This is a genomic window from Paraburkholderia sp. J7 (assembly GCF_905220155.1).
Classification (GTDB): domain Bacteria; phylum Pseudomonadota; class Gammaproteobacteria; order Burkholderiales; family Burkholderiaceae; genus Paraburkholderia.
On the sequence record NZ_CAJMYZ010000017.1, the window covers coordinates 170,922 to 197,596 of the forward strand.

Sequence of the window (26,675 nt, forward strand, 5' to 3'; positions counted from 1 at the left end):
GCCAGTATTGGCAACGCCGCCTCAAAAAAATATCGGCGGCGATGGAAATTGACGTACGCGGAACGGAAGACGTGTAGGGCGATTCCTACAGTCATGCGGCAATCGGCCGCGACACCCCAGCGTCAGGCCGAGCGTCAGGCTTCGTCGGGATCGTCGACGAGCTTGTGCCGCATCGCGTAGCGCACGAGCGCGGCTTCGTGCGGCATCTGCATCTTTTCGAGGATGCGCACCTTGTAGGTGCTGACGGTCTTCGCGCTCACGCAAAGCTCTTGCGCTATTTGGGTAATCGTCTGGCCGGCCGCGATACGCCGGAATACCTCGAACTCGCGGTCGGAAAGCCGCTGGTGGGGAAGCGTGTCGGCGGGCTCGTTCAGGCTCTGCGCGAAGCGCTCGGCCAGCGTCATGCTGATGTAGACTCCACCGGAAGCAATCTTCGTCACGGCGGTGACCAGCTCCGTGCTGGCGCATTCCTTGGTGAGATAACCCGAAGCCCCCGCCTTGAAGGCGCGCACTGCGTATTGCTGCTCCGCATGCATGGTCAGCACGAGAATGCGCAATTCGGGTTTTTCGTCCTTGATCTGCTTGACGAGATCCACGCCGCTGCGTCCCGGCATCGAGAGGTCGAGCACCAGGACCTGGGCTGCGCGCTCACGCACGAGCGCGAGTGTGGTCGCGCTGTCGCAACTTTCCCCTATGACTTCGAACTGGGTGTCGCGCGCGCTTTCCAGTATGCGGCGCAGACCGTCGCGCATAAGCGCATGGTCGTCGGCGATGATCACCTTGATCATGAAGCGGCCTCTTCGGGCAGGAGAGCATGGAGTGCGAACGTGATCGTCATGGCAAAACCCTTGTCGGGCGCTGTGTCGATTAGAACGGTGCCGTCGAGCATGCGGGCGCGCTCGCGAATGCCAAGCAGGCCGAACGACTTGTCCCGCAAGGCGTTGCGCTGCGGGCCGGTGGGATCGGCTGGGTCGCCGGTCGCACCAAGCCCGTCGTCTGCGATGCGCAGGACGCAGATTGGGCCGTCCACCTTGAGTGTAATCTCGACCAGGCTCGCTTCGGCATGGCGGGCGACATTGGTCAGGGCTTCCTGAACGATACGAAAGAGTGCAGAGGAAGCGGCGTTTGAAAACATCGTGGCGTCGGCGTCCAGATCATGCTCGACGGCAATACCGTAACGGCTCGTGAAGTCGTTTGCCAGCCACTCGATGGCCGGCACGAGGCCGAGGTCGTCGAGCATGACCGGCCGCAGGTCGGCCGCGATACGCCGCAGGGCCGCCACCGTCGCATCGATCAGGTTGCGCATGCCGGCGATGCGCGCGGGGACGTCGGTGGCGTTGTCCTCCCCGAGCCTGCGCTCGAGCGTGGAGAGATCAATCTTGAGCGCGGTGAGCTGCTGGCCGAGATCATCGTGCAGCTCGCGCGCAATGCGTGTTTTTTCGGCCTCGCGCACGTTCTGGAGATTGGCCGATAGCTCGCGGAGCTCTTCGCGCGAACGCTTGAGCGCTTCCTCCGCGCGCACGCGTTCGGTGATGTCGCGCAACATGACCGTGAAAAGCTTGCCTGAGTCGTCACGGATCTGCGAAATCGATGCTTCGATGGGAAACTCCTCGCCGTTAGTGCGCAGCCCGTGGAGCACACGTTGCGGACGGCCCATCTGGCGCTCGGTGACGCCGGTCTCGCCAAACTGTTCGACATGCTGCGCGTGTGCAGCCCGAAACCGCTCGGGAATAAAGCGCGAAAGCGGTGAGCCGATCGCCTCCATGGCGGACAGGCCAAACACCTGTTCGGCGGCTGGATTGAAGATCACCACGCGCTGGGTTTCGTCGACAGTGACGATCGCCTCCATCGACGAGCGGATGATCCCCATCATGCGCGCTTCGTTGAGCCGCGCGTCGCCCGCGACCCGCTTGGGCACCAGGTTCGCGCGCATGAGGCGTTGCGTGAGAAACGCGAGCGCGGCGGCGCCGAGCGCACCGGCGAGCAGAATGGCCGTGGTGCACGCAGCTGCACCCGTGAGCAGAGGGCTGGCGTCGGCGCTGACGTCGAGTGCGAGCGTCGCGCCGCCAAACAGGAAGGAATCGCTGCGCTGGAACCGCATGCCGGGCATCACCTCGTCTTCTTCGCCGCGCTCACTCGTGTAGAGATCCAAAGGCGGCGATCCAATCCGGGCGCTAATCGCAAGTCCGGGATCGGCGGCGGCGAGCGGCGCAAACAGCCGCCGTGCGTCCAGCAAGGCGACCGCGAAGCCAATCACCTTCTGAGCATTGTTTTGTGCATTGGGCGCCGTCTCGTACACGGGCAGCCAGAGCGTGAGGAGCGCAGGCGCACCGGCCACCCCCGGCACCGCCGCGAGCGCGGCGGTGCCGGTTTCGGCGGCGTAGCTGCGCGCGGCACGCGTCGCTGAGGTCTCCACGAGCGCTTCTTCGGGCACGGTGGCGCTCAGCCCGGCCCATTGCGTCGTGACTCCTGCGCTGTCGGCCGCGCTTGCCGTCGGGTTTGCGTGCGGGGTGACGTAACCCAGTGCGGTAATCGCCGAACGGGAGTTGTCCAGATCGATCGCTGAAACGAAGCGTTTCCACGCCGCCGCATCGGGGTCAGGCGTTTGCGAGAGCGAAGCGCGGGCGCCGCGCACTATGGCCTCGTCGGCAATCAGCGCCTGCCTGAGCGTTGTCTGCAACGCCACTGCGCGCCGTGTGAACCGCTGTTCCGCCGCCGCTTGCCACTGCCGCGTAACGAACGTTGCGATCACGCCAGCCAGCGCAAAGGCCACGACGAACGCCAGTACCGCCGAGACGGCTGGATCGCGCAGGCGGGCGGCAATTGGCAGATGGGCGCCTTGTCCGGCGCGCATACGCGGGTCAGCGCCGGAGCCCATGACGTCTGTCCGGGGCGCGACGCTTGCGCGAAATCGATGCGTAGGCCATTCGCATAGGTAGTACCGACTCCAGTGGGAGGGACACCGGTATCCCGTGCCACGAGGGATGTATGCCCATTTTATGAGCCACCTGGAACAGTGTCCCAAAAAGTTTGGCACTTGTCCTGCCAGCACCCGCAGGGCGTGCAGTGCCCAGTGCCGTCTTCCGGAAGCCTTTCAGGGCGCCGCGCCTGCCCCCGGTGCGCACGCCAGTGCATCCGGTGGGCACGGCGGGCAGGGGTGGGTTCGCACGGATTCCTCGGCGAGTTCAACCGACTGACCGTATTCCGGCACGCAGCAATCCCAATGGAGCGTCTCGACGATGCGCCGACGCAAGGCGTCGGCCGCCGCGGGATCGCCGTGCGTGACGAACGTGCGAATGGGCGGGCACGTCATGCTGGCCAGCCAGCGCAGGGTCTCCCGGTAATCGCTATGTGCGGAGAGAGAGGTGATCGAGGAAATCTCGGCGCGCACGCGCACGTAGTCGCCGTGCAGCTTGATGGCGGGCGCGTGGGCCTCGAGCGCCGCGCCGCGCGTGCCGGGGGCCTGGTAGCCGACGAGCGCGATCGTGTTGCGCGGGTCGGAAGCGTACAGATTCAGATGATGCAATACCCGACCTCCCGTCGCCATGCCGCTGCCGGCAATGATGACCATCGGGCCGTGGCGACCGGCAATGGCCTTCGATTCCTCCACGGTTCGAGCCATGAACGCCGCATGATCGATGGCGTGCAACTGCGACACCGTCAGCCGATGGTCACCCATGTGACCTCGGTAAAGCTCGGTCACGCTGATTGCCATCGGGCTGTCGAGGTAGACCGGGACATTGGCCATGCGCCCGGACTGTTTCAATCGCGCGATGTAGTAAAGAACTTCCTGCGCGCGTCCCACGGCGAAGCAGGGCATCACCACGATGCCGCCACGCGCGAAAGTGCGCGCGAACATCTCGGCAAGTTCGTCCTCGGGGTTGAGCGCGTCGTGCAACCGGTCGCCGTAGGTCGATTCGACCACCAGGTAGTCCGCATGCACAGGCGGCGATGGCGCGCGAACGATGGGATCGTCGGGGCGCCCGAGGTCGCCGGAAAACGCAAGCACCGTATGCCCGTTGCACAGCACGACGCTCGCCGCGCCTAGGATATGGCCAGCTGGCAGCAGCCGAAACGTCAATTGCTCGCCGAGCGCAACGGGCTCGTCGAACGGGCGCGGCGCGATGAGCCGCAATGCCTGTTCGGCGTCCTCCAGGGTGTAGAGCGGAAGGGCGGGATGGTGTTTGGAGAAGCCGTGGCGGTTCGCAAACGCCGCGTCTTCCTCCTGCAAACGTGCGCTGTCGCGCAGCATGATGCCGCACAGGTCCGCTGTTCCGGGCGTGCAATAGACGGGGCCGCGATAGCCGTTGCGCGCGAGGACTGGCAGGTAGCCGCAGTGGTCGATATGGGCGTGCGTGAGGATCACTGCGTCGAGCGAGTCGGCTGGAAAGGGCAGTGGATCCCAGTTGCGCAGGCGCAGGTTTTTGGTGCCCTGGAAGAGCCCGCAATCGATCAGCACCCGCTTGCCCGCCGCCTCCAGCAGGTAGCGCGACCCGGTGACCGTCTGTGCCGCGCCCAGAAACGTCAGCTTCATCATGCTCTCCTCGCTTCACGCGCCACGTGCGCGCCTGACATCGATTGGAGCGCGTGCCAGCTCGGCAGCTTTGACTTGCATCAGAGGAACGGGCTTCGCCTCTCCTTGAGGCAGATCAATCGAAGCACGCGGGGCGATTCATACATTGGAGTGAATGGGTGGCCCGCAGTCGCGGGCCGGTTCTCGGACGGGGGCGAAAAATGTCGAGCAGGTTGTCCTTTGGCTGGGCGCTTGGTCTGGTGCTGTTGATCGCACCGCTTTCGGCCTGTACCACGTACAGCGACATGCACCACGACGAAAATGTTGCGTTTCGTCGTTCGGAGACCGAACTGGAAGCTCGGCGAGAGCAGAGCGCGATCAAGTGCGCCACGCCCGAAGACTGCGCAGAGGCCTGGAACCGTACCCAGCGCTTCGTCCAGCGGCACTCCCCCACGCCTATCGAACGTGCGACCGACGAAACGATCGAGACACGCGTGCCGCATGAATTCGGCATTGCCTACTTCTGGGCGGTGCGGCAGATGGCGGAGGACGGGACCACGACAATCAGGCTCAAGGGCTTGTGCCGCGGCATGTACAGCACCGACAACGGGCCCGGATGGCTCTACGCGCGCTGCGCCGAACAGCTCGAGCAGGCGCAGCTCGAATTCGTTCGCGAAGTGAGTGGCGTCAGATGAGCGAATGGGGATGTTTGCTAGCGTGCAGCGCCAGTGAGCGCCGAATGAATGTCCAGCGGCAAGCGAAGCTCCGCCGAAATCGTGACGCCCGTGCCAGGACGGCTCTCAACCGTCAGCAAGCCGCCGAGCTGCAAAATACGTTCGCGCATGCCCATGAGCCCGAATGCATCAGGACGTGCCGCCGCAAGCGGGTCGAAGCCGACGCCGTCGTCGCTGACGCGAAGCCTGCAATCTTTCGCGTCGTTCTCAAGCTCGATAGTCACACGGTGCGCGTGAGCATGGCGCGCGACATTCGTCAGCGCTTCCTGAACGACGCGAAAGAGGGCCGTTGCCGCGAATTCGCCAAGATCAGGCTCCGAGATAGCCAGTTGACACTGGATCGTCACGCCGTAGCGGCTCTGAAAGTCCTCTGCCAACCATTCCAGCGCGGCCTGCAGCCCGAGATCGTCGAGCATGGCGGGACGCAGGTCGGCGGCAATGCGCCGGACCGCTACAGCAAGCGCGTCGATCTGCGTGCCGATCTGTGCGATGGCCTCCAGTTCACCGTGCATTTGCGTCGGCAATGCATGCGCGAGTTCGGTCCCGTGGAGGGTGAGCGCCATCTTCAGTGCTGCGATCCGCTGTCCGAGATCGTCGTGCAGTTCGCGGGCGATGCGCTTCTGCTCATTCTCGCGCGCCTGCTGGGTGAGCGCCGACGCCGCATGAGCGCGCTCGAGTTCTTCGAGCCTGCGCCGCTCGGTCATGTCCCGCGTAATCTTGGCGAAACCGACAAGCACATCCTGGTCGTCGTGCACAGCGGTGATGACGACGTTCGCCCAGAAGCGGCTACCGTCCTTGCGTACCCGCCAGCCCTCGTCCTCAATGCGCCCGTAAAGCGCCGCAGCCTCCAGCAGGCGCGAGGGCTTGCCTGAGGCGATATCGTCCGGTGTGTAGAACACGGAGAAGTGCTGACCGACTATTTCATCTGACGAATAGCCTTTGATGCGTTGCGCGCCCGGATTCCAGCTCGCAACGCGTCCGCCTGGGTCGAGCATGAAAATGGCGTAGTCGCGTACAGCGTCGATCAGGAGACGATACCGGTCGACGATCGCAATATCGCTCTCGTTGCGTGCAAGCCAGGACTTGGGCTCTGCCGTTTGCATGTAGCGCTCCGGAAGATTGGCCGAATCTCCAGGTATCGTGCGCATCCTGGTGTGCCAGGCGTGTCACGCCGATAGGGCGCATGGTAAGGCAAATTGCTTGCTGTAGCCTGACAGACCGCACGCCGCGGGTTTCCCGCGGTCTTGTACGTGTTGACGCTTACGCCACGACCTCGCTGAGCGGCCGGCGCGGTGACGGTGCATCCGGCGTACCGTGCCCGATGCGCAGCAGAAGCTGCGGACACGCGGCTTTCGGCATGCCGAGGAGCGCACTGAGCTGCGCGCGGAGTTCGACCACCTCGATGGGCTGATTCAGATAGGACGCGCACAGGCCGTGCGAAGTCAGCACAAGCAGCACCCTCTCGAGCGCCTCGCCGGCGGCGAGCCACGCCTGCGCGTCGTCGACGCTCGTCGCGATGCACAGCAACAGGGGCGATCCTGCCGCGAGCTGCCGGTGGGTCGCCGCCACCCCGCCACCCACGTCGAATGTGCGTATCGCGGAGGCGACGAGCGGTGTTGCGAAGTCGAGCAGGGAACCCAGTCCGGCCGCATAGGCCGGCATGCCGTCGCCAGTGTGGCGCGGGTGGATCCATTTCGCCAGTTCGCGGCGAAACCTCGGATCGGCGAACTGCCGGTGGTCGGCTTCGGCGACGAGATCGGCGATTGCCTCGCGCGTTCTGGCTTCGGTTGCGCAGGCAACTTCGACACCCTCCGCGCGGGCCGCTTCGACCAGTTCGTGTTCGACGGCTGCCGAGACCGGCGCCGGCGAAAACGGTTGACGTGTGGTGACCCTCAGGGAAATTGCACTGACGAGCGGAGCCAGCTCCGCGCCGACGGGCCGCTCACGAAGCAGGCGCACATCGGCGAGCAGGTCGGGATCGAGGCTCGTTGGAAAGAGCGTGATCGCATAGCCAATGCCTAAGCTCGCGAGCGCCACGCGCAGATTGAAGAGCGCCGCGCCGCAACTGATGATCAGTTCCCGATCGAACGGATCGACAACGGGCAGCGCCCGCAGACGGTCGGCGCACAGCAGGATCCGGTCGTGGCTGGGGACGAATCGCCACGGCTGGCTGTTGTGGCTCGAGGGGGCGAGCGTGGCGTGGCGCACGGCGTAACGCAACGCGTAGTCGTCGAGCTTGTCGAGCGGTGTGGCGCTGGCGGCAGGGTCGTGTGGATGGTCGAGCATGGTGAATTCCCGCCTCTTTAAAGGTGCTGCGCGCCAGATGGATTCAATGGGACATGAGGACCGGAACCGTCATCGCTTCCAGCAATGTGCGCGTCACGCCGCCGAGAACACTTTCATGAACCCGGGAATGCGCATAAGCGCCTGCCACGATCAGGTCAGCGTGCAGGTCGCTGGCGCGGCTGAGCAGCGTCGCTCCGGTCAGGACCCCGGGATCCTTCGCACTTTCGTGAAACGACGCCTGCACGCCGTGCAGATCGAGCCATGCGGCTGCCTCGATGGCTTCGCTCTCGGCGCGCGCGCGCTGCGCGCCACGGTGCGAGGAGACGACTTCGATCGAGACGGACTGGGCACGCTGTAATAACGGAAACGCGTCGGATACGGCGCGCGCCGCCTCACGGCTGCCGTCCCAGGCGACCAGAATGTTTTGCGCGAATTCCGTGAAGGCGCCGGAATAGGGAACCACGACGGCCGGTCGTCCGGCGGTCATCAACAGATCCGCGACGAAGCCGCCTGTGCTTTGAGCGACCCAAGCCGCGGCTTCTGGCTGCCCCAGCACGAGCAGGTCGGCATGGCGAGCGTGCAGTGTCGCGATCGCGGCGTCGCAAGGCTGCGGCGCGCGCCACTCGGCAATGCGGCCCGCACGCTCCGCAGCGAGGAGAAAGCGTTCATGCGTTCGCGCAAGGCGCGCCTCTGGCGTTGGCGCGGCTTCGGAGGTTTCCCGGTGCGCATGCGACACGTACAGTCCGGTCAGATGCGCATCGAAGCGTTCCGCCAGGTCGAGCGCGAGCGCAAGGCGCACCGCGCACTGTTCCGAGTCGTCCAGATGAACGAGCAGGCTCTTGTAGCACATGGCGATTTTTCCTTGAACCTGAGCGAATGCGCCGGGCAACGCAGGCGCACGATACGCTCAATGCGACATCAAAACCGGGATCGGCATTGACCCGAGCACGGTCTGCGTGACGCCGCCGAGCACGAGCTCCTTCCAGCGCGCGTGACCGTATGCCCCCATCACGAGCAGGTCGCTGCCGACTTTGCCCACGCGCGAGAGAAGGGCATCGGGAATCGACACCGTGGGGGGCGTGTGCAAATGGGTAACTTCCACGTCAATGCCGTGGCGCGCGAGGACGAGTGCAATGTCGGCGCCTGGTATGCGGCCTTCCCGCTCGGCGTTAAGGGTGACGACCGTGGTATGCGCGGCCAGCCGCATGAAGGGCAGCGCGTCGTACAGCGCGCGCGTGGCCGATTGACCTGCGTCCCACGCAACGACGATCCGTTCGCCCACAGTGGGAAACGTCCCGACATAGGGCACCCATAGCACCGGCCGTCCCGCTGCAAGCGTCACCTGGATCTGCAGGCGGCTTCTGGGTGATGCGTCAGGATCGTTTGGATCGCTTTGGCCCACCACGATGAGATCCGCAAACGGCGAGAGGGCGAGCAACTCATGCTGGGCGTGATGCGTGGCAGTACGCCAGGTGCCTTTGAGGTTCGCCTGCGAGAGTCCGTTGAGGAACTGATGTTCGAGCGCTCGGCGCTTGTCTTCCCGGGTCCGGAAGCGATACCCCGAATCGAGCGTGATCGACCATGCGCTTTCATGGTCAATCGTGACTGGTGCGAATAGCGCATTGACGTGGGCGCCGTGCTGCCGCGCAACAAGCAATGCAAGATCGATGCATGCGCTCGCGCGCTCGCTGCCGTCCAGATGAACAAGGATGCTGCGGTACTCCATGATCGGCGCTCCACGATTGAGAAAACCGCGAACCAGAGTGGCGTGGGATCAGTCTAGGTTCGGCCAGGGAGTCGCAATTGATTTGAGTCAAACCCTCGCGGATACGGATGGCTTCCGCTGCGCAGGCCTCCGATTGATGCACATCAATCGCGAGCGACTGCGCCTTTTTATAGTGGAGCGACATCTCGATCGTGCCGATCCGCGGCCGATCACCCATCTGCGAGGAGAAGCATGATGCGCAAGGACCGGATTGCCTTTGTGAGCGGCGGAATGGGAGGGCTCGGCGCCGCCATTAGCCGGAAACTGTACGACGCTGGCATGACCGTGGTCGTTTCCCATTCGGAACAGAATGACCACGTGGTGACGTGGCTGCACGGCGAACGCGAAGCAGGACGCACATTTCATGCATTCGGGCTCGATGTTGCCAGCTACGACTCATGCGAGGAGGGCGCGCGAAAGGTGATCGCGGAGTTCGGCGGCGTTGATGTGCTCGTCAACAACGCGGGCATTACCCGCGACGCGAGCTTCATGAAACTTTCCAAGCCCGAGTGGGACGCCGTGATGCACACGGATCTCGACAGCATGTTCAATCTGACGAAGCCTTTCCTGCCAGGCATGTACGAACGGCGGTTCGGCCGCATCGTGAACATTGGTTCCGTGAATGGTTCGCGTGGGGCCTTCGGGCAGACGAACTACTCGGCGGCAAAGGCCGGCATTCATGGATTTACGATGTCGCTCGCGCTCGAAGTTGCGAAACGCGGTATCACTGTGAACACGGTGTCGCCAGGCTATCTCGCTACCGCCATGGTGGAAGCGGTGCCTCAGGAGGTCATGGATACGCGCATCCTGCCGCAAATTCCCGTCGGGCGCCTTGGCCGGCCGGAGGAGGTGGCGTCGCTGGTTGCGTACCTGTGCTCAGACGACGGCGCATTCGTAACAGGCGCAAATTTTGCCGTCAATGGCGGCATGCACATGGAGTAGGGCACGTGCGATTTGCGCGCCCTGGATCGCGAGGTGGCGGGCTATGCGCGCCGAACTCAGGGCGCGCCGGCCGCCACAAGGGCGTCGCGCAGCGCGGCAGCGAAGCGCTGGAACGCATGCAGCGAGCCCGCCACGCTTTGATACTTCTCGCGGCCTATCTGACCGTCGAGCGTGACGAGCAAGCCGGCGGTACGGGCGAGCGCGAGCAAGGTTTCGGGATCGTCGGTGGCGCTGGCGTTCGGGCGCGTTGCGGCGATCGGCGTGCGGATTTCGACGGTGGACATGTCAACACTCCTGGCAACGGATGGAGTCAAGCGGCTGCGGTGGTACGTCTCCAGTATGTAACGCCGCCGGACGCGTTCCAATGAGCGGCCGCTGAAACTGGCGTAAGCAATTTACTTGGTGTGTAGGCAAACGCCTACGAAGGGGGGAAGGTGGTTGAGATCCTGACACTTACGCTGAACCCTGCCGTCGACGTATCGACGGCAGTGGAGCGGGTCGTCGATACGCACAAGCTGCGTTGCGACGCCGCGCGCCGTTATCCGGGAGGCGGCGGTCTCAATGTCGCCCGCGTGATCCAGCGGCTCGACGGCCGCGAGACGAACTGTCTCGCGCTGTACCTAGCGGGGGGCACTTCGGGGAGTCTGCTCGAACAGATGCTCACAGCGGAACGTGTCCCAGGTCGACGGCTACGCATCGCAGGCGAGACGCGCGAAAACTTTTCCGTCACGGAACGCTCGACGGGCCACGAATTCCGTTTCGTCCTACCAGGGCCGCAAGTCAGCGCCGATGAGTGGTCGGCGACGTTAGCCGCTCTCGATGCGCTTACGCCCGCGCCGCGCTATCTCGTGCTGAGCGGCAGCCTGCCGCCAGGACTGCCCCACAAGGCATATGCCGACCTGACCCGCTGGGCGAACCTGCGTGGCATCCGCGTGGTGCTCGACACCTCGGGGCTGCCGCTCGCGCTTGCACTCGACGCGGGCGTCTATCTCGTGAAGCCCAGCCTTGCCGAACTTGCGGCTCTGGCGGAGCAACCTCTCGCCGATGAGGCCGCATGGCTGTCCGCTGCGCGGCAACTCGTCGATAGCGGTCGCGCGCAGATCGTTGCGTTGACGCTGGGGGAACGCGGCGCGCTGCTCGTCACGTCAGACGAAACGATTCGCGTGCCAGCGCTGACCGTGACCGTATCAAGCGCAACCGGCGCTGGCGACAGCTTCCTCGCGGGGCTGCTGATCGCGCTGCGCCGCGGCGACACCCTGCGGGACGCCGCACGTCTAGCACAGGCGGCGGCCTCCGCGACCTTGCTATCGAGCGGCACGGCGCTGTGCGACGCGCAAGAGGTGGAGCGACTCTACGTCAGCACGCAGGAGGTGGTGTGACGCGGCAACAGTGAAGCCCGTAAGCCCGCCGCGACCTGATGCCCTCGGCGGGGCCGCGGGCGCGCTTGCTTCAATGTGACATCAGCACCGGAATGGTCGCCGATTCGAGCAGGGCGCGCGTCACCCCGCCAAGCCATTGCTCTTTCCACTGCGGATGACTGTAGGCCCCCGCAACGACGAAGTCGCAGCCGTTCGAAGCAACCCAGGAAAGCAGGGCGTCAGCGGCTGTTTCGTCGGTATCGCTGATCACCTCCGCAAAATCGACGTTGACCGCGTGCCTTGCCAGCATAAGGTCGATCTCCCTGCCTCGGGCACCCAGCGCCGCGAGCCGTTGTGTATCGCCAGTGCGGATGCGCAGCACCGTCACACGTCCGGCACCCATCAGAAACGGCATGGCGTCGTGCACGGCGCGGGCAGCTTCGCGACTGCCGTCCCACGCGATAGCGATCGACTTACCTGCTGGCCGCAGGGCTCCGGCATAGGGCAAAACCAGCACAGGCCTGCCCGAAGTCAGCACCACGGCTTCCAGAAAGCACTTGCGCAACGCCCGTGAATTGTCATTGGGGCCCGCCTGACCGGCGATCAGCAGATCGGCGTGACGGCTGCGCCGGATCATGGGCTGTTCGGCATAGTCGTCGAATGCGATCCATTCGCCGTCCAGGCCGTCGCCGCGCAGCGCATGACGAAAGGCCTCCTCAGCCGCGTCTCGCTGGCCACGCCGCGCGTCGCACCAGGCGTCGTAATAGTGAGCGCTGCCGGCGATTGAAAAATATTCCCGGGCCTCAGGCAGGAATGTTGTGTAAAGCCCGATGAGAAGCGCGTCGAATTGCCTGGCCAGTTCGAGCGAAAAGCCCAGCCGCGCCTGAGCGCGATCGCTGGAGTCGAGGTAGGTGAGTACGGTTTTGTACGACATGGCAGCGTCTCCTCCGGGGGATCGAAACCGGCTAGCGCTTCTATTAGTCCTCCCGGCGTGCTTCGTTCATTTGACGCACGTCAAAAGGACTCGACCGCCGTGCCCGAGAATCGGCTCACGGCCACAATCGCAGTCGGTGTGGCATGGCCAGTCATCATCTTCAACCCAGGGCCGCTCAATCATGGCTAAACGGTTCGTCATGCCGGGTATCCTGCGCCTCGCGTTCAAGCTGCTCGTCAACGACAGTGCCAAATTCACGGCGCTCCTGATCGGCATTACGTTCGCCGTGTTCCTGATGGTCGAGATGATGTCGATGTTCGCCGGCATTCTCAATCGTTCGTCGTCCACGGTCATCAACGTCGGCGCGAAGATCTGGGTCATGGACCCCGCTGTGCAGACGATCGCCAGCAGCATCGGTATGCCCGACTACGTGCTCGACGCCGTGCGCAGCATCGACGGGGTGAAGTACGCCGTACCGCTGTATTCGGGCGCGGCGCTCGTCAAACTGCGCGACGGCACTTACCAGGCCACAACGGTCATTGGTCTCGACGACACCACGCTCTATGGCTGGCCGCGCATGAAGCGTGGGCGCATCGAAGATATTTACGCGGAGAACGGCTTTATCGCCGTGCAAGACGCCGAGTTCTACAAGTTGGGCAGCCCCGCGCCGGGCACTGACTTCGAGCTGAACGACCATCGTGCCGTCGTTGTCGGCATTGCGACAGTAGCGAGCAGCGGGCTCTTCGGCACGCCTACGCTCTACACCACATACAGCCGGGCCATCCAGTACATCCCTTCCACGCGCTACACCACGTCGTACATCCTCGTCGAGCCGAAATCGGAGCGCGATATCGCGCACATCAAGGCCGTCGTGGCCTCACTCGGCTATATCGCCTATACGAAAGAGGAGTTCATGCAGCGCATCGCCAACTTTTACAAGTACGAGACGAGTCTTGGCACCAATATTCTGCTGATGACCGTAATCAGCTTCATTGTCGGACTGTCGATTTCGGGTCAGACGTTCTACACCTTCATCCTCGAAAACCTCGAAAAATTCGGCGCGCTCAAGGCAATCGGCGCAAAGCGCCGGGAACTCGTTGCGATGATCCTGTTTCAGGCGGCGTTCACCTCGCTCACAGGCTATGGGCTGGGCGTGGGCCTGTGTGCCGCCTCCATCACACTCGCGCGACTGCGTATCCGCGACTACGCGGCGATGATCACGTATGGCAACCTTGTCCTGGCATTCGCCATGGTGGTGGTGATCGCCTCGCTATCGAGCTATCTCGGCGTGCGCCGCGTGCTGCGCATCGAGCCGTTCGATATCTTCCGGGGTTGATGCGATGACGGATTCGATCGCCATCGAGGCACGCGCGCTCGACAAATGGTTCGGCGAGGGGGCGGCGCGCACTCAGGCGCTGCAAGGCGTTTCCATGCAGGCGCACTTTGGTGAAATGGTCCTCATCGTCGGCCCGTCGGGCAGTGGCAAGACCACGCTGCTCAGTGTGATCTCCGGCATTCTGAGGCCCGATGGCGGATCAGTCTCGATCGACGGTGTGGACCTCTGGGCGCAGCCCGACGACGGGCTGGCCGACTTCCGGCTCAACCGCATCGGCTTCGTGTTTCAGGACTATCACCTGTTTCCGCGTCTCACGACGGCGGAGAACTTGGCGATTCCGCTCATTCTCAAGCGCCGCCCGTGGGACGAAGCACTGACTGAAGCCGCGCGCTATCTGGAAGTGGTGGGCCTCGCCGGCCGCGCGGCGCTGCCACCCGTGAAGCTCTCGGGCGGCGAGCAGCAGCGCGTGGCGATCGCGCGCGCGATCGTGAGCCAGCCCGACATTCTCGTGCTCGACGAGCCTACCGCTTCGCTCGACGGCGACACGGGCCGGACCATCATCGAGTTCGTGAAGCACCAGGTGCTCAATGCGCGCCGGTGCATCGTGATCGTCACGCACGACAGCCGCATTTTCGAATACGCCGATCGCATCCTGCATATGGAGGACGGCAAACTCAAAGGCATCGACACAGGAGGCGCGCGATGAAGCATCGCATCCTGTTCGCCGCCGCGATTGCGGGGTTCATTGCGAGCGTCGTTGCCGCATGGGTTTTCGGCGTCCAGCAGGCGCCGCAGCCGCCGGTGTTCCAGCCGGCGGCCAACCCCTACGAACACGGCGTGTACGCAACAGGCATCGTGGAAAGCGACCAGCCTGCCGGCGCGAACGTCAACATCTACCCGGACGTCGGAGGCGCCGTCACGCGGCTCTACGTGCACGACGGCGAGCGCGTAAAGGCTGGCGACGTGCTGCTGACGATCGACGATTCCGTGCAGCGCGCCAACGCCCAGCAGCTCGCCGCACAGGCCGACGCCGCGCAGGCGCTGCTCGAGGAACTACAGGCGCAGCCGCGCCCAGAAACGCGCGATGTCGCGGACGCCCAGGTGAGCTCGGCGCAGGCCAACCTCAAGATGGCTGAGGATACCTATGCGAAGCAGAAGGAGGCCTGGAACATCGACCCCAAAGCCGTGAGCCGCGACGTGCTCGACAACGCGGAGAACGGAGTTCGGGTGGCGCGCGCGAATCTGGAAGTGGTGACGCGGCAGGATCGCCTCACGCGTGCGGGCGCATGGGTATACGACGTGCGCAACCAGCAAGGCCAGGTCGAGGCGCTTCGCAAGGCCGCCGCCTCCGCCGAGGCGCTGCTCGCCCATTACACGTTGCGCGCGCCGGCCGACGGGGTGGTGCTCGCAGTGAACACGGCGCAGGGCTCCTACCTTTCGCAACAGGGCGTCTACGACACCTACACGCAGGGCATGGCTCCTGCAATCGTGCTCGGCACCGCACCGGAGCAACTCGCGGTGCGGTGCTACGTGGACGAGATCCTGATATCCCGGCTGCCGGAGCCTGCACGGCTCAAGGCGCGCATGTCGGTACGCGGGGCGAGCATTGACGCCGATCTTCAATTCGAGCGTATCCAGCCCTATGTCACGCCGAAGATCGAACTCTCGGACCAGCGCACCGAACGCGTGGACTTGCGCGTGCTGCCAGTCATCTTTCGCGTGGTGCCGAAAGCGGGGCTCCATCTCTATCCTGGGCAGATCGTCGATGTCTATATCTCCGCTCGCTGACAGGATGCCCGCGCGAACGCGCGGCCACCACGATTGCGCAGGTCGGCGAACGCATCGCGTCGTCGCCACGCTGTCGGTCTGCCTGCGCGCGTTGTTTTGCGCGGCGTCGCTCGCGGGTTGCGCCGTCGGACCGGATTTTTCCCGGCCGCCGGCGCCGAAAGTCGACACGTTCCTGCCGGGCGGCGGTTCCACCACCTTCTCGGCGGCCGGAGCGTCACAGACCCTGCGCGCTGAGGTAAGCGTGCGCGACGACTGGTGGACGCAGTTCGGCAGCGCTGCCATCGACACCGCAGTCGACGACGCGCTCACCGACAACGCAACGCTCGCACAGGCGCAAGCCTCGCTGCGCCGTGCCGACGACCTGCTGCGCGCGGGGGCGGGCGTCTTTTATCCTCAGGTCAATGCTGAAGCGGGCGCGTCGCGCGAACGCTATTCCCCGCTGCACGTGGGCTCGCAGGCGGCACCCTCCGTCTTCAATCTTTTCACGTTTTCTGCCTCGATCAGCTATGCCATTGACCTGTGGGGCGGCAACCGACGTTATGTGGAAGGCCTCGCAGCCGAGCGCGATGCGCAGCGCTACGCGCTGGAGGCGGCCTTGCTGACCATCGCATCGAACGTGGTCAACACGATGATTGCGCGTGCGGCGTGGTGCGACGAGATCGACGCGACGCAAGAGATGATCGGCCTCGTTAGCGAGCAGGTGCACATCGCCGACGAACGCGCGCGTGCTGGAACGGCCGCGTATGCGGCGGTGCTCACGCTGCAGAACGAGCAGGCCACGCTGGAGGCCACCTTGCCGGTGCTGGAACAAAAGCGCGCTCAGGCAGGCGACCTGTTGGCCTCGCTCACAGGCGCACTCCCTGCCCAATGGGTCGCGCCTGGGCTCTCCTTGCGGGATGTCACTCTCCCAGCGGAGCTGCCGCAAACCGTGCCGTCGCAACTCGTACGCCAGCGGCCCGACGTGATGCAGGCCGAAGCGCTTCTGCATGCGGCGAGCGCGCAGATCGGTGTGGCGACGGCGGCTATGTTGCCGAACATCACGCTTTCTGCCGAGGGTGGACTCTCGGGTGCGTCCCCCGCATCGATCGCACAGCGCATGGGGCAGTCATGGAGTCTTGCGGCAGACGTGGCCGCACCGCTCTTTCAGGGCGGGACGCTTTGGTATGGACGCAAGGCCGCCGAAGAGGCTTACGCGGCCTCGCGCGCGCAATATCGTCAAACCGTGCTTTCGGCCTTCGCGCAGGTCGCGGACGTGCTCTATGCGCTCGACTACGACGCGCTCGCGCTCGACGCGCAATCGCGCGCGCTGACAGCGGCACAGGAAGCGCTGCAGTTGCTGCGAGCCGACTATCGGGCGGGGACCGTGGATTACCTGCAGATTCTCATTGCCGACGGCCAGTTGCATCAGGCGCAGATTGCCTGGCTGGAAGCTGCGGCGCAGCGGCTGCAGGACACAGTGGCGTTGTATGCGGCATTGGGCGGGGGCTGGCGCGACGATGCCCAAGTTCATTGATTCAAGTCAAGCGCATAACGCCGACCGATTCGAAGATGGCAACACACGATCCGCAGGGCAATGGCCCGAGAGGAGATTGCTATGTACGAAAAAATACTGGTGGCTTACGACGCCAGCGAAACATCGAAGCGGGCGCTTGCCGAAGCGGTGAAGCTCGCGGGCTTAACGGGCGCGCAACTGCGTATTGTGCATGCGCTCGATATCGTGGCACCCATGGGCGTGGGCATGGGACTCACCTACGTGCCCGCCGACACGATCGCAGCGTACCGCGAGGATGCCGTGATCCAGCTCGAAGAGGCCCGTGCCGAAGCGCAGGTGGCTGGCGTGCAGTGCGAAACGGAACTGCTCCATATTGAGGACATCAACGACAGCGTGGCGGAATGTCTGCAGCGCTGCGCATCGGAACACGGTGCGCAACTGGTCGTGCTCGGTACCCATGGCAGGCGCGGTATCAAACGCGCACTGCTCGGCAGTGTCGCGGAGCGATTCGTGCGCTCGGCACAGTGTCCGGTGCTGCTCGTTCGCGGGCCGGCTCAGTAACCGGTGGTGGGTTGCGCAGGGAGGAGACGTTTGATCCTGGCAGCATCATGCTGTTTATCGGAGTCCTGGTCCTGCTCGCGGCCCGCGACTTCATGAGCATCGGCAGAAGCCATGCACGGATTGACATGCAGCAAGCCACCGGCACGACGTTCAACGACACTGCCGGCATCGACGAAGCCAAAAAGGAGCTTCATCAGATCGTCTCTTTTCTTTGTCTTCCTGGGCGATATCGCCGGCTGGGGGAACGATTCAATCGACCCCCATTGAATTTATGCACCGTTGCGGCAACCGCGGCCCCGCTCCGAATCGAATCACATCACACCCGTTCAGTGTGCAGCGTCCGACGTCACTTGCAGCCTGGGGAGTTCTCCCCAGCCTAGCGGAGCGTAGACGATTCCCCCTGCCAGTTCGACCAGTTCCGTAAACCGCTGCAGCGTTACACCCGCCATGATGTGAATGGGGGGGCCGCAGAGATAGCTCTCGGTGCGCAGCCACGGCGCCGCTTGCGTGTTGATCTCCTGGACGCTGTACGGGTGAGCGTGCTCTCCCGTTTCCGGATCCAGCAGCGGCGCGTCGAAGCCGACCTTGAGGATCTGTTCGGGCGCATCGGAGTAGGGCAGGCCGGCCTCGCGCGTGAACGGCGCCCGTTCCCAGTGCTCGCCCCATTGCTGGTCAAGTGGAATGCGCGTGAACCATGCCCAGGGCGTACGGACGTAACAAAGCCGATAAACGCGTTGCACGGCGCTCAAATCGACGCGTGTCATCATCGTGGTTTCCTTTTCCGGCTTACGCCGCTTCGCCTCGGCCCAGTCTGCGGATCAGTTCACCGGGAGCTTGCCGACCGTTTGCGCGAGGAGCGGTATCTCGTCCTCGTTCAGACGCAGCGCATCGGCGAGCAGCCTGCGATTGATCCAGCCTCGCACTACGGTGGCAAGCCCCTCGGACGCACAGTAAAGCGAAACGTTCTGGCAGATCGCACCCGCCGCTATCCCAGCGAAAAGTTCGCGTTGCTGCGGCGGCGTATCGAGAACCTGCGACCCTCGCAGCACATACACGAGGTCGAGCGGCGCCTTCGCCACGAAGTCCTGATAGCCGGTCATGTTGCGCGCGTCGACGCGATGCTTGAGCACGAGATGGTGAAGCGCAGGCTCGTAACGATACACACCGAGGGGGAGCGCAGCGTAAATGTCGATCTCGTGAATGCCGTGCGCGGATGGCGCGGTGTGGCCACCGCTTTCGGGCCGGTTGATGCCGTCGGCGGCCCAGAGCAGTTCGCCGATCGTATTGAGCGTCAGGGCCGAGTCGGCATAGGTGCGCGTGCTTTTGCGGTGGGCTAGAACCGTCATGAGAGGCGCGCCGCCGTCGAGGTGAGGGCGCGGAAGGCTGATGAACTCTTGCGCCTCGCCGCTCGCGGGGGCGGGCGGCAGCAACGGCGCGGGTTCGTATTCGATGCGTTGAAGCTCGGTCATGGTGTGCTCCAGTCGTTCAGGTTCACGCAGGGCGTGCAGCGGCGAGGTCATCGGCATTCGAGCGGGCCGGCGCGCCGGTCGGCAGCACGCAGCGGCCGTGGGTTTCGTTGATGATCTCCGCCGCGGAAAGGTAGAACGCGACGAGTGCCGTAAAGAGCCCGGCATAACCCCCTGCGTGATGGATCAGGAGCGAGCCTGTCCATTCGCTCGCGGCCAGCAGGAAGAACGTAATCCACAGCGCGAGGAAGAGGAGTTGCAGGACCCGCGAGGCGCGCCATGTGGCAATCCACATGTAAAGTGTGAATACACCCCAGAGCAGCAGATACCAGCCGACAAAAGCCGGCACGACGTGCTCGTGCAGGTACATGAGATACAGCGCGAGCGACCACCAAAACGCGCCATAGGCGATGAAGGCCGTGGCGCCGAACGTATTGCCACGCGGAATCTCGATCAGGCCCGCAATGGCCTGCGCGCTGCCGCCGAACGCCAGGGCGCAGGCAAGCACGAGACCGAGCGCCTCGCCGCCGAACCATCCGGCATTGATCATGCTGAGCAGCCACGTCGTGAGGGCGAACCCGGCAAGGCCGAGCGCAGCGGGATTGGGTGCGGAAGTTTTCATGGTGAGTGTCTCCTGTTTACGCAGCCTTGCCGAACTGGGCAATGACGCCGGGGTTTTCGACGGTCGAAGTGTCCTGCTCGATGGCTTCGCCCTTCGCGACGGAGCGCAGCAGGCGGCGAACGATCTTGCCGGAGCGCGTTTTCGGCATGGCGTCGCCGAAGCGGATTTCCCGCGGCTTGGCGATCGGTCCGATTTCGTGGCCGATCCAGGCGCGCAATGTATCGGCTACGCGCTGCGCCTCTTCCTCGACCGGACGCGGGCCCTTGAGCACGACGAAGGCGACGATCGCTTCGCCCGTGGTCGCATCGGGACGGCCTACCACGGCAGCCTCCGAGACAAGCGGGTGCGCAGCCAGCGCAGACTCAATTTCCATGGTGCCCATACGGTGACCGGAGACGTTGAGCACGTCGTCCACGCGGCCCGTGATCGTGAAATAGCCGGTTTGCGTGTCGCGAATGGCGCCGTCTCCGGCGAGATAGAGCTTGCCGCCCAGTTCTTCCGGGAAGTAGCCGGCACGATAGCGTGCGGGGTTGCCCCAGATCGTACGCAGCATCGAAGGCCAGGGCCGCTTGATGACGAGCAGGCCGCCTTGGCCGTTTGGAACATCGTGTCCCGATTCGTCGACGATAGCCGCCTCGATGCCGGGCAGCGGCAGTGTGCACGAGCCTGCCACCAGCGGCGTGACGCCAGGCAGCGGCGCGATCATGTGGCCGCCGGTCTCGGTTTGCCAGAACGTGTCCAGAACGGGGCAGCGGCCCGCGCCTACATTTTCCGCGAACCAGCGCCAAGCCTCCGGATTGATTGGTTCGCCTACAGTGCCGAGCAGGCGCAGTGTGCTGAGGTCGTAACGAGAAGGGTGCACAGCAGGTTCGCTGTCCGCCGCCTTGATGAGAGAGCGGATGGCGGTGGGCGCGGTATAGAAAATCGAGACCTTGTGGCGCTCGATCATCTGCCAGAAGCGGCCAGCGTCGGGCCACGTCGGCACGCCTTCGAAGATAACCTGCGTTGCGCCCGCAGCGGTCGGGCCGTAGCAGATATAGCTATGGCCCGTAATCCAGCCGATGTCGGCCGTGCACCAGAACACGTCGGACGCCCGGATATCGAAAGTCCACTTCATCGTGAGCGCCGCCCACAGCAGATAGCCGCCGGTGCTGTGCTGCACGCCTTTAGGTGTGCCCGTGGAGCCGGAGGTGTAAAGAATGAAAAGCGGATGCTCCGCGTCGACCCATTCGGGTTCGCACTCGGCTGACTGAGCCTGCTCCAGTTCATGCAGCCAAACGTCGCGCTGCGCGTTCCACGGAATCGGGCCGCCCGTGCGGCGATAGACGATCACGGTGTGCACGTTCGCAGCGCCGCCCATCTCGAGCGCTTCGTCCGCGATCGTCTTGAGCGGCAAATGGCGACCGCCGCGCACCTGCTCGTCGGCGGTGATGAGCACACACGCGCCGACGTCGGCCATGCGTTCATGCAGGGACTTGGCGGAAAAACCACCGAACACGACAGAATGCGGCGCACCAATGCGCGCACACGCCTGCATCGCGACTACGCCTTCGATCGACATGGGCAGATAGATCATCACGCGATCGCCGCGCCGCACGCCGCGTGCGCGCAGAGCGTTTGCGACCCGGCATACGCGTGCGTGCAATCCGGCATAGGTGAGCGTCGTGACCTTGCCGTCGTCCGCCTCGAAGATCAGTGCGGTGCGCTCGCCAGAACCGTTTGCGAGATGGCGGTCGAGGCAGTTGTACGAGGCATTGAGGAGGCCGTCGTCGAACCACTTGAAGAACGGCGCATTCGACGCATCGAGTGTGCGTGTGAACGGGCGTTTCCAGTCGAGGTGCTCGCGGGCGAGACGTGCCCAGAACGAGTCGGGGTCGCGCTGCGCTTCATCGACGAGCGCGCGATACGCCGGCATGCCGTCGATGGTGGCGCCCTTCAACAAGGGGATCGGGGATGGAGCGACGCCGGCGGGCGTTGGGTCGGGGTGGGACATAGTCTCCTCGCATGTGCAAGTCGGTAGCAGTCACGACGCATATCGCTCGTGTCGTGTTGCTTCAGTCTCACGGCCTCGACCGTGAACGCGGTTGACTCAGATCAATTAGTTTTGGGGCGCGCAAAGCCGCCGCCGGTTCGGCTTCACTTGACGCAGATCAGCCGAACCTGGAGCCAGTCGGATACGGTTGGGCGGTCGTCACGTCGCGCCCCAGGGAGACCGTCAAATGACAAAGCCCGCTTATAGAAAAATTCTGCTGGCAGTCGACGGTAGTGAATCCGCTCGCCGCGCTGCGAAGGAGGCCGCCTCGCTCGCAGCAGTGGCTCACGCGCACGTGCATGCGGTGTACGTCGTGCATAAATGGGGCCTTGCGCCTTACTCCGGCTACTTCGATCCTGAAGCGCTCGGCAGGGTGCTGAACGAGGACGGCCGCGTCGCACTCGAAGAAGTACGGCTAGCGATGAAAGACCGCAAAGTGGCCGCCACGTATGAGATTTGCGAGACACTTGGGAAATCTGACTCGATCCCGGAATGCCTGCAGCGCTGCGCAAAAATACAGGACGCCGATCTTGTTCTGATGGGTACGCACGGCAGGCACGGTGTGAGCAGGGCGGTGCTGGGCAGCGTCTCCGAGGGGCTTCTCCGTATTTCGTCGTGTCCGGTGCTGGTCGTGCGTGGCTAGCGCAGGCGTTCTTTTGCGCAACCAGCGAGACCATCGCGAATCAGGGACCACCCGCGCTCGCACGATCGACGCCGACAGTCTCGTGCTCGGGCGCGTCGTCACCCAGAGTCGCGAGTGCACGCGTATAGCTGCGGATCGCGGGCAACGCGGTAAGCCCGTGTGCGACGATGCTCAACAGTACCGTCGCCATGACGACCAGCTTGATGGTCGCCTCGCCAAGCAGCTTTGTGTCACCTTCAAGGTAGACGAGGCCGAGTACGATCGATGCGAGCCCTCTCGGGCCGAACCAACCCATGAACAATACGGTCGGCGAACTGAGGTGCGTGCCCCTCAACGCGAGCGCGACGGGAATCATGCGGATCAGCGTGAGACTCAACACGCTATAGGCAATGACGGCGAAATCGAACTGCCGCCACACACGCGTGACGAGGAGCCCGAACAGGAAGAAGACGAAGTAGTTAAACAGTTGCCCCCAATCCTCCGTGAACTCGACGCTGTGCTTGCCGATTTCGCCGAAGCCCGCCTGGGTCGACAGCCCGGCGACGAAGGCGGCGATGAACATGCTCGCGCCGGTGGCCTCCGAAGCCAGGACGCAGGCAAAGGGGAGCGCAACGACGGCAAGCTGCGTGAGTGGTACGGCCATCCATTCCTTGCGACGGCAGAGACCGAGCAGCCAACCGCCGCTCAGACCAATGCCAAGTCCGATCAGCGTTCCGTAACCGAGCTGCTCAATCAGGAAGCGGGCCAGCACCGAACCGCCCGCGCCTGTCTCCCTGGTCTGCGCCAACGCGATGAAGAACATGAGGAAGGGGACCGAGAGGCCGTCGTTCAACCCTGCTTCCACATTCAGTGCCTGACGAATGCGCCGCGGCACGCGTGGGCTATTGACGATGGCCTGTCCGAGCCCCGCGTCGGTCGGCGCCAGGATTGCCGCGAGAATGCCTGCTTCCCACCACGTAAGCGACCGCACGACAACCATCGCACCAAGAATGCCAAGCGTCATGGTGAGAAGCATTCCACCGCTTAGCAAACGGACAGGCAGATTGGTCTCACCCTTGAGCATCTGCGGTCGCACGCGGGAGGCGTCCGTGAACAGCGTCATCACGAGACCCAGCTCGGCGATCAGCAGCAGATCTTTCCGGTCCAGCGCGAGTTCTGTCAGCGCCTCATGCGAGAACGACATGAGTGCGCCGAGCGCTGTGAACAGGATAGGCGCAGTAACTACGGTCCGCTCGAGGCGTCGGGACACGAGAGCGTAGAGGAAGACGAGCGCGACGAATGCGGTGATGAGCGTCATCTGTGCGACCCCACTGGCAGATGGGGTCTGCCGCATTTGAATGCCGACCCGTAGCGAACATGAAACAGCCAACCCGTGCACGATCATTTGATGCAGATCAATGCTGCCCCTCGAACGCACTCCTCACGTTCACAAAGCGCTATCGAGGACAGGTTCCGTAGCGCCTTTAACGCATTGCTTATCTGTTGGGTCGGCCCACCTAATGGTTGAGGATGAGCACAGGGCACGTAGATTCGCGCGCCATGCAGGCTCGTAGCCCAAGCATCGCAACCATGGCGGTATTTGACCGAGATCAAGCGGAATTGCGCGGCCCCTGACATTGCATACGGCAACGCGCCCCCATCAAACAGACCGGACTCAAAGAGCGTCCCACCGCGCGTACCTAAATTGATCTATATCAGGATGAAACCGCCAAGGCAGTGGGACGCTCCGGGTGGCGACATGTCAGGCGCATCGAACAGTGATTCGCGAGGAATCCAACACTCGGCCGGGGTACGACGTCGGTTCACTTCGGTTAGCCCGATGAACACTGCAACTCGGTGTTGATGTATGGAATGCTGCGGCGGTATTGGCGCGCTGCCATGACAAGCTTGGTGGAGATCGAGGGCATTGTCGCCAGATCGTACTGTCGAGACAGCGCTAATACGGCGGCGAGGAGCGAGCAATGCGAGCGATGATATTTGATGGTGGGAGTCCTCTCCTGCGCGATGTCGAGTTGCGAGACCCTGCGCCGGCCGACGGCGAGATTTTGATCAACGTGCTTGCATGCGGGGTGTGCCGCACCGATCTCCACGTGGTAGACGGCGACCTCGAGCACCCGAAAAAGCCGGTGATTCCCGGCCACGAGATCGTCGGCACGGTCGCGGCGCTGGGAACCGGCGTGACGGGCTTCGCGCCGGGCGACCGCGTGGGCGTGCCGTGGCTCGGCCATACCTGCGGCCAGTGCCGCTTTTGCGCCGAGGGGCGCGAGAACCTCTGTGATGCGCCCGGCTTCACGGGCTACACGATCGACGGCGGCTATGCTACGCGCACTGTCGCCGACGCCCGCTACTGCTTCCATTTGCCGCGCCAGTACAGCGACGTCGAAGCCGCGCCGCTGCTCTGCGCGGGGCTCATCGGCTATCGCTCGCTGGCGATGGCGGGCGATGCGCGGCGCATCGGCATTTACGGTTTCGGCGCTGCGGCGCATATCGTCGCGCAGGTCGCGCGTCACCAGGGGCGTACGGTCTACGCCTTCACGCGTCCGGGCGATACCGCGGCGCAGCAGTTCGCGCGGCGGCTCGGCGCAACGTGGGCCGGCGGCAGCGACGAGCGCGCGCCCGAGGAACTCGACGCGGCGCTGTTGTTCGCGCCGGTCGGCGCACTCGTGCCCGCCGCGCTGCGCTCGCTGACGAAGGGCGGCACGGTCGTATGCGGCGGCATCCACATGAGCGACATTCCCTCGTTTCCTTACGCGTGGCTGTGGGGGGAGCGGCGCATTGTCTCGGTGGCGAATCTCACGCGTGAAGACGGCGTGAAGTTCATGGAAATCGCCGCGCGCCACAAGCTCGAAATCGAGACCACGCCGTACCCGCTCGCGCGCGCGAACGAGGCGCTCGCCGATTTGCGCGAAGGGCGGTTGAGCGGCGCTGCAGTGTTGACGATGACGTGATACTTGCCTCGCCTGAATCGCTGGAGCGTCGCGCTCCCGACAACGAGCTCAGTGCGCGGCAAGACGTTGACGCATTGCCGGCTTTGTCTGCGCGGGCGGAAATACGCACCACGAGCCGTCGTTGTGGCGGAAGAAGACTATTGTGAGTGTGCCGCTCGAGGTGCGGCCTTCGATCCGCACGAAGCGGCTACGAGTGGCCAGCAAGCGACCCACTTGCGCGACGCGCGCCGGCGCCGAAAAAGTGGGAGCCAGCCACTTGTCCACGAGTGATCGAAGGGTAACTTCGCTGCCGTTCATCGCTTTCTCCTGATTCCGGTCGCACTGCGCCGAAGGGGGCGCGGGTCGAGTATGTGAAAGCATTATTGTTTGCGTTCTGGAGAGGCGAAATCAGTGCGGGCTGAAAGTGTCGTAGTCGTATGTGCGATGTTGTAGGGATTTGCCTACATTCCGCGCTGACACATTGCTCTGCTTCGATTGATGCACATCAAGAGTCAGCCTGCGCCGGCGCCGAGAATTCAATGGCATGCAATGCCGTGCCCTGACGGCCGGAGACAGGAGACATCAAATGCGTTCGATATTGTTGGGTGCGCCCGGCGCGGGCAAGGGTACACAGGCTCGCTTCATCGGCGAAAAATTTCGGGTACCTCAGATTTCCACCGGTGACATGCTTCGGGCGGCAGTGAAGGCCGGCACGCCATGCGGCCTCGAGGCGAAGCGCTACATGGATTCGGGCGAACTCGTGCCCGATGAGCTCATCATCAATTTGGTGAAGGAACGCCTGCGCGAGCCCGATTGCAAGAACGGCTATCTGTTCGATGGATTTCCGCGCACGCTGCCGCAAGCCGAGGCGATGAAGCAGGCCGGCGTCACGATCGATCACGTCCTCGAACTCGACGTGCCGTTCGATCAGATCATCGTCCGTATGAGCGGCCGCCGCTTCCATCCGGCATCGGGCCGCACGTATCACGTGAAGTTCAATCCGCCGAAGGTCGAAGGAAAGGATGACTTGACGGGCGAACCGTTGATCCAGCGAGATGACGACACGGAAGAAACGGTCAGGAAGCGCCTCCAGGTCTACGTCGCGCAGACCAGGCCGTTGATCGACTACTACACCGAATGGATGCGGCGCGGCGCCGAGCATGGCCTGACAGCGCCGCAATACCGGCGCGTCTCGGGCCTCGGCAGCGTCGAGGAAATCCGTGCACGCGTACTCGACGCATTGGAGTAAGCCCGCGCGTGCTGGCGAGACCGCAGG

General features: G+C 64.0%; 26 protein-coding genes and 1 pseudogene. 11 read left to right on the top strand and 16 right to left on the bottom strand.

What is annotated here, in order from left to right:
* Positions 1-134: 134 nt before the first annotated feature.
* The 3 genes from U5A58_RS26375 to U5A58_RS26385 all read right to left on the bottom strand — a co-directional run bounded on the left by U5A58_RS26375 (position 135) and on the right by U5A58_RS26385 (position 4,534).
* Entirely contained in the window at positions 135-788 is a 654-nt protein-coding gene (locus tag U5A58_RS26375; protein WP_321915649.1) for a response regulator transcription factor, read from the bottom strand.
* The gene (locus tag U5A58_RS26380; protein WP_321915648.1) at positions 785-2,878 is read right to left on the bottom strand and encodes a PAS domain S-box protein; all 2,094 of its coding nucleotides are present in this window, start codon (positions 2,876-2,878) and stop codon (positions 785-787) included. Before U5A58_RS26380 ends, U5A58_RS26375 begins: the two co-directional genes overlap by 4 nt.
* Before the next feature lie 216 nt (positions 2,879-3,094).
* A complete protein-coding gene (locus U5A58_RS26385) occupies positions 3,095-4,534 on the bottom strand; it encodes an MBL fold metallo-hydrolase (protein WP_321915728.1) in 1,440 nt (479 codons plus the stop codon).
* A gap of 200 nt (positions 4,535-4,734) precedes the next feature.
* On the opposite strand from U5A58_RS26385, the gene U5A58_RS26390 reads away from it, so the two are divergent.
* Positions 4,735-5,208: a hypothetical protein gene (locus tag U5A58_RS26390; protein ID WP_321915647.1), complete on the top strand. Its 474-nt coding sequence runs from the start codon at positions 4,735-4,737 to the stop codon at positions 5,206-5,208.
* A 17-nt stretch (positions 5,209-5,225) separates the two neighbouring features.
* On the opposite strand, the gene U5A58_RS26395 is transcribed toward U5A58_RS26390, so the two are convergent.
* From U5A58_RS26395 to U5A58_RS26410, 4 genes are all read right to left on the bottom strand, one after another.
* The gene (locus tag U5A58_RS26395) at positions 5,226-6,350 is read right to left on the bottom strand and encodes a PAS domain-containing sensor histidine kinase (RefSeq protein WP_321915646.1); all 1,125 of its coding nucleotides are present in this window, start codon (positions 6,348-6,350) and stop codon (positions 5,226-5,228) included.
* Positions 6,351-6,507: 157 nt separating this feature from the next.
* Complete coding sequence (locus U5A58_RS26400) at positions 6,508-7,533, bottom strand: Acg family FMN-binding oxidoreductase (protein ID WP_321915645.1); 1,026 nt, start codon at positions 7,531-7,533, stop codon at positions 6,508-6,510.
* Between the two features lie 43 nt (positions 7,534-7,576).
* On the bottom strand, positions 7,577-8,383 hold the full coding sequence (locus U5A58_RS26405; protein WP_321915644.1) for a universal stress protein: 807 nt from the start codon (positions 8,381-8,383) through the stop codon (positions 7,577-7,579).
* Between the two features lie 57 nt (positions 8,384-8,440).
* Complete coding sequence (locus tag U5A58_RS26410) at positions 8,441-9,259, bottom strand: universal stress protein (protein ID WP_321915643.1); 819 nt, start codon at positions 9,257-9,259, stop codon at positions 8,441-8,443.
* A 234-nt stretch (positions 9,260-9,493) separates the two neighbouring features.
* Here U5A58_RS26410 and U5A58_RS26415 point away from each other — a divergent pair, with 234 nt between their 5' ends.
* A complete protein-coding gene (locus U5A58_RS26415) occupies positions 9,494-10,240 on the top strand; it encodes a beta-ketoacyl-ACP reductase (protein WP_321915727.1) in 747 nt (248 codons plus the stop codon).
* A 59-nt stretch (positions 10,241-10,299) separates the two neighbouring features.
* Here U5A58_RS26415 and U5A58_RS26420 read toward each other — a convergent pair.
* A pseudogene (locus U5A58_RS26420) lies at positions 10,300-10,524 on the bottom strand (hypothetical protein); the annotation flags it as partial.
* A gap of 150 nt (positions 10,525-10,674) precedes the next feature.
* Here U5A58_RS26420 and U5A58_RS26425 point away from each other — a divergent pair.
* Positions 10,675-11,619, top strand: a complete 945-nt coding sequence (locus tag U5A58_RS26425; RefSeq protein ID WP_321915641.1) for a 1-phosphofructokinase family hexose kinase — start codon at positions 10,675-10,677, stop codon at positions 11,617-11,619.
* Between the two features lie 70 nt (positions 11,620-11,689).
* On the opposite strand, the gene U5A58_RS26430 is transcribed toward U5A58_RS26425, so the two are convergent.
* Positions 11,690-12,532: a universal stress protein gene (locus U5A58_RS26430; protein WP_321915640.1), complete on the bottom strand. Its 843-nt coding sequence runs from the start codon at positions 12,530-12,532 to the stop codon at positions 11,690-11,692.
* Between the two features lie 199 nt (positions 12,533-12,731).
* Between U5A58_RS26430 and U5A58_RS26435 the strand changes: the two genes are divergently transcribed.
* The 5 genes from U5A58_RS26435 to U5A58_RS26455 all read left to right on the top strand — a co-directional run bounded on the left by U5A58_RS26435 (position 12,732) and on the right by U5A58_RS26455 (position 17,709).
* A complete protein-coding gene (locus tag U5A58_RS26435) occupies positions 12,732-13,868 on the top strand; it encodes an ABC transporter permease (protein ID WP_321963607.1) in 1,137 nt (378 codons plus the stop codon).
* Positions 13,869-13,872: 4 nt separating this feature from the next.
* Complete coding sequence (locus U5A58_RS26440; protein ID WP_321963602.1) at positions 13,873-14,574, top strand: ABC transporter ATP-binding protein; 702 nt, start codon at positions 13,873-13,875, stop codon at positions 14,572-14,574.
* Entirely contained in the window at positions 14,571-15,656 is a 1,086-nt protein-coding gene (locus tag U5A58_RS26445) for an HlyD family secretion protein (protein WP_321915638.1), read from the top strand. Before U5A58_RS26440 ends, U5A58_RS26445 begins: the two co-directional genes overlap by 4 nt.
* A complete protein-coding gene (locus tag U5A58_RS26450) occupies positions 15,634-17,169 on the top strand; it encodes an efflux transporter outer membrane subunit (RefSeq protein WP_321915637.1) in 1,536 nt (511 codons plus the stop codon). The genes U5A58_RS26445 and U5A58_RS26450 overlap by 23 nt, the downstream gene beginning before the upstream one ends.
* An 81-nt stretch (positions 17,170-17,250) precedes the next feature.
* Positions 17,251-17,709: a universal stress protein gene (locus U5A58_RS26455; protein ID WP_321915636.1), complete on the top strand. Its 459-nt coding sequence runs from the start codon at positions 17,251-17,253 to the stop codon at positions 17,707-17,709.
* On the opposite strand, the gene U5A58_RS26460 is transcribed toward U5A58_RS26455, so the two are convergent.
* The 5 genes from U5A58_RS26460 to acs all read right to left on the bottom strand — a co-directional run bounded on the left by U5A58_RS26460 (position 17,703) and on the right by acs (position 21,790).
* On the bottom strand, positions 17,703-17,903 hold the full coding sequence (locus U5A58_RS26460; protein ID WP_321915732.1) for a hypothetical protein: 201 nt from the start codon (positions 17,901-17,903) through the stop codon (positions 17,703-17,705). The two genes, U5A58_RS26455 and U5A58_RS26460, sit on opposite strands and share 7 nt — an antisense overlap.
* A gap of 132 nt (positions 17,904-18,035) precedes the next feature.
* The gene (locus U5A58_RS26465) at positions 18,036-18,476 is read right to left on the bottom strand and encodes a hypothetical protein (RefSeq protein WP_321915635.1); all 441 of its coding nucleotides are present in this window, start codon (positions 18,474-18,476) and stop codon (positions 18,036-18,038) included.
* 51 nt (positions 18,477-18,527) lie between these two features.
* Positions 18,528-19,178 carry a nitroreductase family protein gene (locus tag U5A58_RS26470; RefSeq protein WP_321963603.1) on the bottom strand — a complete coding sequence of 217 codons (651 nt, stop codon included), beginning with the start codon at positions 19,176-19,178 and terminating at the stop codon, positions 18,528-18,530.
* Between the two features lie 22 nt (positions 19,179-19,200).
* On the bottom strand, positions 19,201-19,797 hold the full coding sequence (locus U5A58_RS26475) for an acetate uptake transporter (protein ID WP_321915633.1): 597 nt from the start codon (positions 19,795-19,797) through the stop codon (positions 19,201-19,203).
* 16 nt (positions 19,798-19,813) lie between these two features.
* Complete coding sequence (gene acs / locus U5A58_RS26480) at positions 19,814-21,790, bottom strand: acetate--CoA ligase (protein WP_321915632.1); 1,977 nt, start codon at positions 21,788-21,790, stop codon at positions 19,814-19,816.
* A gap of 226 nt (positions 21,791-22,016) precedes the next feature.
* Here acs and U5A58_RS26485 point away from each other — a divergent pair, with 226 nt between their 5' ends.
* Positions 22,017-22,472, top strand: a complete 456-nt coding sequence (locus tag U5A58_RS26485; RefSeq protein ID WP_321915631.1) for a universal stress protein — start codon at positions 22,017-22,019, stop codon at positions 22,470-22,472.
* A 40-nt stretch (positions 22,473-22,512) separates the two neighbouring features.
* On the opposite strand, the gene U5A58_RS26490 is transcribed toward U5A58_RS26485, so the two are convergent.
* Positions 22,513-23,856, bottom strand: a complete 1,344-nt coding sequence (locus U5A58_RS26490) for a cation:proton antiporter (RefSeq protein ID WP_321915630.1) — start codon at positions 23,854-23,856, stop codon at positions 22,513-22,515.
* A gap of 577 nt (positions 23,857-24,433) precedes the next feature.
* Between U5A58_RS26490 and U5A58_RS26495 the strand changes: the two genes are divergently transcribed.
* Positions 24,434-25,420 carry a zinc-dependent alcohol dehydrogenase family protein gene (locus tag U5A58_RS26495; RefSeq protein ID WP_321915629.1) on the top strand — a complete coding sequence of 329 codons (987 nt, stop codon included), beginning with the start codon at positions 24,434-24,436 and terminating at the stop codon, positions 25,418-25,420.
* A gap of 48 nt (positions 25,421-25,468) precedes the next feature.
* Here U5A58_RS26495 and U5A58_RS26500 read toward each other — a convergent pair whose 3' ends face one another.
* Complete coding sequence (locus U5A58_RS26500) at positions 25,469-25,717, bottom strand: hypothetical protein (RefSeq protein WP_321915628.1); 249 nt, start codon at positions 25,715-25,717, stop codon at positions 25,469-25,471.
* 268 nt (positions 25,718-25,985) lie between these two features.
* Here U5A58_RS26500 and adk point away from each other — a divergent pair, with 268 nt between their 5' ends.
* Positions 25,986-26,648, top strand: a complete 663-nt coding sequence (gene adk, locus U5A58_RS26505; protein WP_321915627.1) for an adenylate kinase — start codon at positions 25,986-25,988, stop codon at positions 26,646-26,648.
* Positions 26,649-26,675: the final 27 nt, after the last annotated feature.

Excerpts from the sequence above, each read along its gene's own strand:
- U5A58_RS26490 (WP_321915630.1), bottom strand. The coding sequence starts at position 23,856 with ATGATCGTGCACGGGTTGGCTGTTTCATGTTCGCTACGGGTCGGCATT.
- U5A58_RS26410 (WP_321915643.1), bottom strand. The coding sequence starts at position 9,259 with ATGGAGTACCGCAGCATCCTTGTTCATCTGGACGGCAGCGAGCGCGCG.
- adk (WP_321915627.1), top strand. The coding sequence starts at position 25,986 with ATGCGTTCGATATTGTTGGGTGCGCCCGGCGCGGGCAAGGGTACACAG.
- U5A58_RS26485 (WP_321915631.1), top strand. The coding sequence starts at position 22,017 with ATGACAAAGCCCGCTTATAGAAAAATTCTGCTGGCAGTCGACGGTAGT.
- U5A58_RS26450 (WP_321915637.1), top strand. The coding sequence starts at position 15,634 with ATGTCTATATCTCCGCTCGCTGACAGGATGCCCGCGCGAACGCGCGGC.
- U5A58_RS26385 (WP_321915728.1), bottom strand. The coding sequence starts at position 4,534 with ATGAAGCTGACGTTTCTGGGCGCGGCACAGACGGTCACCGGGTCGCGC.
- acs (WP_321915632.1), bottom strand. The coding sequence starts at position 21,790 with ATGTCCCACCCCGACCCAACGCCCGCCGGCGTCGCTCCATCCCCGATC.
- U5A58_RS26500 (WP_321915628.1), bottom strand. The coding sequence starts at position 25,717 with ATGAACGGCAGCGAAGTTACCCTTCGATCACTCGTGGACAAGTGGCTG.
- U5A58_RS26415 (WP_321915727.1), top strand. The coding sequence starts at position 9,494 with ATGCGCAAGGACCGGATTGCCTTTGTGAGCGGCGGAATGGGAGGGCTC.
- U5A58_RS26380 (WP_321915648.1), bottom strand. The coding sequence starts at position 2,878 with ATGGGCTCCGGCGCTGACCCGCGTATGCGCGCCGGACAAGGCGCCCAT.
- U5A58_RS26405 (WP_321915644.1), bottom strand. The coding sequence starts at position 8,383 with ATGTGCTACAAGAGCCTGCTCGTTCATCTGGACGACTCGGAACAGTGC.
- U5A58_RS26460 (WP_321915732.1), bottom strand. The coding sequence starts at position 17,903 with ATGAAGCTCCTTTTTGGCTTCGTCGATGCCGGCAGTGTCGTTGAACGT.
- U5A58_RS26430 (WP_321915640.1), bottom strand. The coding sequence starts at position 12,532 with ATGTCGTACAAAACCGTACTCACCTACCTCGACTCCAGCGATCGCGCT.
- U5A58_RS26395 (WP_321915646.1), bottom strand. The coding sequence starts at position 6,350 with ATGCAAACGGCAGAGCCCAAGTCCTGGCTTGCACGCAACGAGAGCGAT.
- U5A58_RS26375 (WP_321915649.1), bottom strand. The coding sequence starts at position 788 with ATGATCAAGGTGATCATCGCCGACGACCATGCGCTTATGCGCGACGGT.
- U5A58_RS26445 (WP_321915638.1), top strand. The coding sequence starts at position 14,571 with ATGAAGCATCGCATCCTGTTCGCCGCCGCGATTGCGGGGTTCATTGCG.
- U5A58_RS26455 (WP_321915636.1), top strand. The coding sequence starts at position 17,251 with ATGTACGAAAAAATACTGGTGGCTTACGACGCCAGCGAAACATCGAAG.
- U5A58_RS26465 (WP_321915635.1), bottom strand. The coding sequence starts at position 18,476 with ATGATGACACGCGTCGATTTGAGCGCCGTGCAACGCGTTTATCGGCTT.
- U5A58_RS26475 (WP_321915633.1), bottom strand. The coding sequence starts at position 19,797 with ATGAAAACTTCCGCACCCAATCCCGCTGCGCTCGGCCTTGCCGGGTTC.
- U5A58_RS26470 (WP_321963603.1), bottom strand. The coding sequence starts at position 19,178 with ATGACCGAGCTTCAACGCATCGAATACGAACCCGCGCCGTTGCTGCCG.
- U5A58_RS26435 (WP_321963607.1), top strand. The coding sequence starts at position 12,732 with ATGCCGGGTATCCTGCGCCTCGCGTTCAAGCTGCTCGTCAACGACAGT.
- U5A58_RS26390 (WP_321915647.1), top strand. The coding sequence starts at position 4,735 with ATGTCGAGCAGGTTGTCCTTTGGCTGGGCGCTTGGTCTGGTGCTGTTG.
- U5A58_RS26400 (WP_321915645.1), bottom strand. The coding sequence starts at position 7,533 with ATGCTCGACCATCCACACGACCCTGCCGCCAGCGCCACACCGCTCGAC.
- U5A58_RS26440 (WP_321963602.1), top strand. The coding sequence starts at position 13,873 with ATGACGGATTCGATCGCCATCGAGGCACGCGCGCTCGACAAATGGTTC.
- U5A58_RS26495 (WP_321915629.1), top strand. The coding sequence starts at position 24,434 with ATGCGAGCGATGATATTTGATGGTGGGAGTCCTCTCCTGCGCGATGTC.